Origin of the sequence: Spirulina sp. CCNP1310 (assembly GCF_034932185.1) — a bacterium.
Lineage (GTDB): Bacteria > Cyanobacteriota > Cyanobacteriia > Cyanobacteriales > Spirulinaceae > Spirulina.
In genome coordinates, this window is record NZ_JAYGHW010000006.1 from 104,353 (window position 1) to 111,072 (window position 6,720).

Annotated in this window: 6 protein-coding genes; 1 reads left to right on the forward strand and 5 read right to left on the reverse strand. The window is 54.1% G+C overall.

The annotated features are described in order from the left end of the window. Positions 1-18 precede the first annotated feature (18 nt). Entirely contained in the window at positions 19-1,647 is a 1,629-nt protein-coding gene (gene cimA / locus VB712_RS03275) for a citramalate synthase (RefSeq protein ID WP_323252093.1), read from the forward strand. A 3-nt stretch (positions 1,648-1,650) separates the two neighbouring features. On the opposite strand, the gene VB712_RS03280 is transcribed toward cimA, so the two are convergent. The 5 genes from VB712_RS03280 to VB712_RS03300 all read right to left on the reverse strand — a co-directional run. Next, positions 1,651-2,004 (reverse strand): phenylpyruvate tautomerase MIF-related protein, encoded by a 354-nt coding sequence (locus VB712_RS03280; protein WP_323252094.1) that lies wholly within the window; start codon positions 2,002-2,004, stop codon positions 1,651-1,653. A gap of 106 nt (positions 2,005-2,110) precedes the next feature. Next, a complete protein-coding gene (locus VB712_RS03285) occupies positions 2,111-2,593 on the reverse strand; it encodes a flavin reductase family protein (protein ID WP_323252096.1) in 483 nt (160 codons plus the stop codon). Positions 2,594-2,743: 150 nt separating this feature from the next. Next, on the reverse strand, positions 2,744-3,430 hold the full coding sequence (locus tag VB712_RS03290; protein ID WP_323252098.1) for a DUF928 domain-containing protein: 687 nt from the start codon (positions 3,428-3,430) through the stop codon (positions 2,744-2,746). Between the two features lie 180 nt (positions 3,431-3,610). Then, positions 3,611-5,551, reverse strand: coding sequence for an adenylate/guanylate cyclase domain-containing protein (locus VB712_RS03295; protein ID WP_323252099.1), 1,941 nt, complete (start codon positions 5,549-5,551; stop codon positions 3,611-3,613). A 117-nt stretch (positions 5,552-5,668) separates the two neighbouring features. Continuing rightward, on the reverse strand, positions 5,669-6,720 hold a 1,052-nt coding region (locus VB712_RS03300; protein ID WP_323252101.1), incomplete at its 5' end, for a transposase.

Consider the following 6,720-nt stretch of genomic DNA (forward strand, 5'->3'; position numbering starts at 1 on the left):
GAAGCGCAACACATCACTATGGATAAGGCATCGAAAATCTGGCTCTACGACACGACGCTACGGGATGGCGCTCAACGGGAAGGCATTGCCTTGTCCATTGAAGATAAGGTCAAGATCGCCCGCAAGCTGGATGAAATGGGCATTCCCTTTATTGAAGGGGGATGGCCGGGGGCCAATCCGAAGGATGTGCAGTTTTTTTGGCGGCTTCAGGAGGAGCCGTTGAAAAATGCGGAGATTGTGGCCTTTTGCTCGACGCGGCGGCCGGGGAAGTTGGCGGCGGAAGACCCTTTGTTTAAGGCGATTTTGGCGGCGGGGACGCGGTGGGTGACGATTTTTGGCAAGTCTTGGGATCTCCATGTGGAGGCGGGGCTGCAAACGAGTTTGGCGGAAAATTTGGCGATGATCCGCGATACGATCGCCTATTTGCGCAGTCAGGGGCGGCGGGTGATCTACGATGCGGAGCATTGGTTTGATGGTTATCGGGCCAATCCAGATTACGCTTTGCAAACCTTGCGGGCGGCCTGGGAAGCGGGGGCGGAATGGTTGGTGTTTTGTGATACCAATGGCGGGACGTTGCCCCATGAGATTGGCCGGATTGTGGGGGAAGTTTATGATGCGTTGCCGGGATTGACTCAGGATCAGGACGCGCCCCGCTTGGGGATTCATACCCATAATGATTCAGAAACGGCGGTGGCCAATGCGATCGCCGCCGTTATGGAAGGGGCAACGATGGTACAGGGGACGATCAACGGCTATGGGGAGCGGTGCGGCAATGCTAACCTTTGCTCGATTATTCCCAATTTGCAGTTAAAGCTGGGCTATGACTGCATTGCCCCGGAGCAGTTGCAACAGTTGAGCCGCACCAGTCGGGCGATTAGTGAATGGGCGAATTTAGCCCCCGATGATCATGCGGCCTTTGTGGGGCGATCGGCCTTTGCCCATAAGGGGGGCATTCATGTCTCTGCCGTGGCCCGCAACCCCTTGACCTATGAGCATATTGCCCCGGAGGCGGTGGGCAATGAGCGGCGGATTGTCATTTCTGATCAATCGGGATTGAGTAATATCCTCGCCAAGGCCCGCAGTTTTGGCATGGAGTTAGATCCGAAGGGGGCAACCTGTCGGGAAATTTTGCAGCAGTTGAAGCAGTTGGAAAGTGAGGGCTATCAATTTGAGGCAGCGGAGGCGAGTTTTGAACTGTTGATGCGCTCGGCCTTGGGGCAACGGCAACCCCTGTTTACGCTCAAGGGGTTTCAGGTGCATTGTGATATTTTGCAGGGCATGGGCCATACCTGCGGGGAAAATGCGATCGCCACGATCAAACTCAGCGTCAACGAGGAAAATCTTCTCGAAGTGGCGGAAGGCAATGGCCCCGTTTCAGCCTTAGATGCTGCTCTGCGCAAGGCGTTAGTCAAGTTCTATCCGGAAATTGCCACGTTCCACCTCACCGATTACAAAGTCCGGATTTTAGACAGCACCTCCGGAACCGACGCAAAAACGCGGGTATTGGTGGAATCCAGCAATGGCGAGGAACGTTGGAACACCGTTGGGGTTTCCACCAATATCATTGATGCCTCCTATCAGGCGGTGGTGGAGGGGATTGAATACGGCCTCTTGCTCAAAGCCAACAATCCCGTCACCGTTGCCTAGGCATTAACCAAAGGTGGTGCCATTCCAGCCCCACATCGCCCCCTTAGCATCGGCAAATTCAAGATAAACCCGGTTTTTCGCAACGCCTAACTGGGTGGCGATTTCCGTGCAAAAATCTTGGCTCATGGCTTGGGTTTGGGCGGGTTGCATCGTGCCAACGCTCTTAATTTCCAAATAGCAAGCCGGTTCCGTCGTGCCGCCAAACGTCATCGGCACATCGGCTTCAAAAGCGGTCATCACATAGGATTCGGGCTTACCCAAATGCTTGGCCAGTTTCGCAGATAGCCCTTTCAGCAGGGCCTCTATTTGGGCGGGTTCGGGGCTAGAGATGGAGGTTTGGATTTTCAGTAAAGGCATAATTCAAAAGCGATCAGATTAACGTAGGGGCGAAACATCTTTCGCCCTCATCCATAAATTGGATTAACGTAGGGGCGAAACATCTTTCGCCCTCAACAGGGCAATTTTAACCACCATAGTTCCAGCCGGTGGTTTCCAACAGGAGGGGATCGCCTTCGCGATGAATGCCCGCCCCCACGACTTCACCGACAAACACCGTATGATCCCCCTGTTCAACGGAGCCAACGACTTTACATTCCACATAACCCAGGCAATCCGTTAACACGGGACAGCCGGTTTCCGGGCCTTCAATACAGTCCACATCGGCTAATTTATCCCCCACTAATCGCTGGGGTTTAAAAAATTGGGCGGCTACCTCTTTTTGGCTGTGATCCAAAACACTGAGGGCAAACACACCGCTATTTTTAATCATGGCATGGGAGCCAGAATCGGCTTTGACGCAGTTCACCACCAAGGGCGGTTTAAAGGAAGCCTGCATCACCCAACTGGCGGTAAAGCCGTTACGATTTTCGCCATCTTTCACCCCACAAATATAGAGGCCGTGGGGGATTTTGCGGAGCATTGTTTTTTTTGCTTGTTCGTCGAGCATGATGCAAAGGGAATGGAAAACCTCTTGATCATACCCTGTTGGTTGAATTGAAAAAGGGAAGAGTAGGGCAACCCTTGCGATTGCGACTACTCCACAACAATGCTCCGGGTTGATCCGTGATCAACCCGGGGCAGGTTAGCCACAATTGGCTTATGGGGTGGTGGCAAAGGTATCGAAATAGGTTTCGACCTCGTGATCCCCCCCGACTTCTGCCATGGTTTTGAGGATGTCGTACCAAATGCCATGGTCAGCATAGGCGGCGGCGCGATCGCCCTTGGTCATTGCCCCAGCAAGGGCCGCTGTTAATTCGGGGGAAGGGGCAACCCGTTCAATCCAACTGAGGACATAGGGGTTGGCGGAGGGACGGGCCGCATTACAGATCAGCATCACCGACCAGCTATAGAGCGCACTTTCCCTCGCTGTGGCGATTTCTAAACCGGGGCGATCGCTCGGTAACGTTACCGACATTACACCGCTTTCGGTGGTGGTGATGGTTTCGGTGTAGAGGGGTTCATCGGCTCCCTCTTGGCTGAGGCTAAATTGTAGGGTGACAGGCACTTCGCCGCCATGCTCTAACACCCAATAAAACGAGGGATGGCTTTGGGTGGTTTGGCCCGCCACCGTCGCGGAGGGAATCACTGGCTGTAACTGCACATTGGCTAATTCTGCCTGAGCACAACCCCGCGACCCGGAGCCTTGGCTGCGGCGGGGGCTGGAGGTGGCGGGGGGAATGAAAGCTAAGGTTTGGGCTGTGGCTACCGTTGGGGTTTTAATGATGGGGGCCATCAGCCCAAAACTTTGGCTCACCAGCAGGGCAACAAGAATAGATTTCAACACAGTCATCATGCTCCACAAATAATCAACAGGTTCCCAATTGGTAGAAGCCCCCAGGCTGGCCTCGCAGGAATCCCTAAGCTTTTAGGCAACTCACTGTCTAGCACTACGGCTATTGGACGTATTTTTCCGGATAACTACTTTATTTTCTCCCCTGAGGGGGGGCGATCGCCATCCGTGAAATTAGGGACGATAGATCACCTGGTACACATCACTGGGGCGGCCCCGGCCCCGTAAATTCACTTTCCCCACCCATTGGGCATCGATGCAATCCCGCACATACTCATAGGTTTCCTGATTGATCAAAATGCGGCAAAGGCTATGGTCTTGAAATTTGTTTAGGCTTTCGAGGCGAGCGGCGATGTTGACGGTATCGCCAATGGTGGTATAGTCCAGCCGCTGATGACTGCCCAGGCTGCCGGCCACGACCCGGCCTGTGGCAATCCCAATGCGGATGGCGGTGCGGGGTTTTTGGTTGGCCTGCCAATATTGATTGAGGCGTTCTAATTTCCGCGCCATGATCAAGGCGCATTGGACGGCGGCGATCGCATCGGCCCGAATTTCCGCCTCCGTCCCACGGGCAATAGGCACGCCAAACACCGCCATAATTGCATCGCCAATAAATTTATCGACAATGCCCCCTTGATCCAGCACCACATCGGTCATTTCCCCCATGTAGTCATTGAGCCAAGCCATCAACGCCTCCGGGGCCATGGCTTCGGCAATGGTGCTAAAACCTTTGAGGTCGCTAAATAGGACGGTAGCGGTGACTTTTTGCCCCGGTAAACGCCCGGATTGGAGGAGATGATCGCGATCGCGCCAAATCGCCTCCGCGACCTTAGGCGTAACATGGCGGCCAAACAAATTCATCACCGTTTGCCGTTCCCGCCGCTCTAATTGCGCGGTGTAGAGCGTGACGGCGATCGCCCCTCCCCAGAGGCCCAACGTCCCTGGCACCACCGGCAACCACAGGCCCCTCGCGTGAAACGCCACCACCGTACTCGCGAGAATCAACCCCGTCGCTATCCCTCCCTGCACCCAACCCCAAGGCGGCACAAACTGCCCCAGGGGTCGATCCCGCTGTTGCCGCCAACTAATCCCCACCCCTAACGTACTTAACGCCCCGACCCAGAGCCATTCCCCCCAATTTGGTAGGGTGATCATGCCAAGACGGCCCTCTAGGGCAAGGGCGAGCAGATGGCTGATCATATTGGCTTGAATTTCCACGCCAGCGGTACGCTCTGGGGTCGTAATGCGATCGCCACTGTAGGGGGTATAGAAAAAATCATTAAGGCTCATGGCCGTTGCACCGATCAAAACAATGCGATCGCGAAATAGATCGGGGGCGATCGTCCCCTTCAACACATCCCGCATCGCCACCGTTTCAAAAGACCCCCCCGGCCCGCGATAGTTGAGCAAAATCTGATACCCCCCCGCATCCACCCCCGCATAGCCGCCATCCTCCCCCGTAAATGGCCGCACCGTCCCCTTCCCCCAATGGAACACCAAAGGCTGATCCGGGTCAGGTTCCGGCGTAATCCCCTTTGCTTCCAGGTATAAACTCGCCAACACCATCGCAAAGGAAGCCACCGGCTCCTCATCTTTCACCATCGACAGCACCGCCCGCCTCAGCTTGCCATCGGGATCCACCACCACATTGTTAAACCCCACCTGACCGTTGGCCGCCAAGGCCGGCGGCGGCGCAACGCCATCAGCCGGGTAATGTTCGGACACCAATTCAATGCCGATCAGGTTGGGGGTATTTTGAAAGACCGCCACTAGCTCATCATGGCCGGGTCGCACCGGCAAATCCCGATAGAGATCTAAACCAATGGCTGCCGGTTTTTGCGCTTCCACCTGGCGCAGCAATTTTGCTAAATGCTTATCGGGAAAAGGCCATTGCCCCAGATCCCGTAAATCCAGTTCATCGATACCAATAATTACAATTCGGGGGTCAGGGGCTTCAAGGGGGCGCGATCGCACCAAGGCATCAAAACTTTGTAACTCCAAACCTTGGAGCCATCCCAAAGCCCGCAGCGTCAAAATTAAAACCGTCACTGCCGGAGCAAAGAACCAAACCTGATGCCGATGGTCAAAAATTGCGCTCAGTTTGGGCCGTTTCATTGGCATCAATGGGAGTGAATGGTGGATTAGACCCCTGGCAGGTTGTCTCTCCACTTTAATCCTTCCCTTCAGTTTGGCGACAGTCCACCCCATTAATCCAGGTTGACACTCCCCGCGCTAAAGCGACGGGGATTCTTCACTCAACGAGCCAACTTGCTCAGACAGGATGACTCCAGCCAAAGTAGAGGTCGATTCTCCTGAAGCGTTGCTTACGTCTCGCGCAAAAGTTCCGGTATGCCCTACCGTACTCAATCCCCGACGGAGGATGTTTCTCGCTGCATTATGATCCCTGTCCATCACACATCCACATCGACAAACATGAGTCCGAGTGGATAAAGTCTTCTGGACAATGGCACCGCAGCGAGAGCATTCCTGGCTTGTCCTGTGGGGTGGAACAGCAATAGTGATCTTCCCGAACACCTTGCCAAAGTATTCCAACCACAGTCGAAACTGATACCAGGAAGCATCGCTAATCGATTTAGCAAGGCTGTGATTGCGCACCATATTCCTGATTCTTAAATCTTCGTAAGCCACCAAGTCGTTAGACCGGATTACGCATCTTGCCAACTTCACGGCAAAATCTTGACGCTGCCTACTTATTTTGAGATGGCGTTTACCGAGAACCACCCTTGCCTTTGCTCGGTTCTGACCCCCTTTCTTCCTCCTGGAAACATTGCGCTGCGACTGCTTGAGTCGTGACTCACTTTTCCTGAGATGTCGGGGGTTTCCCACTGTTTCACCGTTGCTATCGGTGTAGAACTCTTTGAGTCCAACATCCAAGCCGATGGCTCGACCAGAGGGTTCAACGAATTCAGTCCGTTCTGCACGAATACAGAACTGGACATAGTAGCCATCGGCTCTTTTGACGAGGCGAACCCGCTTAATCTGCTCTATGGGATAGAAATGCAGATCACGAGTGCCTTTGAGCTTTAGTCTACCAATGCCCTTCTTGTCGGTGAAGGTGATGACCTTGCGATTCTCATCTAACTTCCACCCAGAGGTTTTGTACTCTACTGAGCGGTTATTTTTCTTGAAGGAGGGGAATCCCTTTTTTCCGGGGATACCCTTCTTGCAGTTTTCGTAGAATCGCGAGATTGCACTCCAGGCTCTTTCTGCGGATGCTTGGCGAGCCATGCTGTTGAGTTCAGCGGCAAAAGGGAATTCCTGAG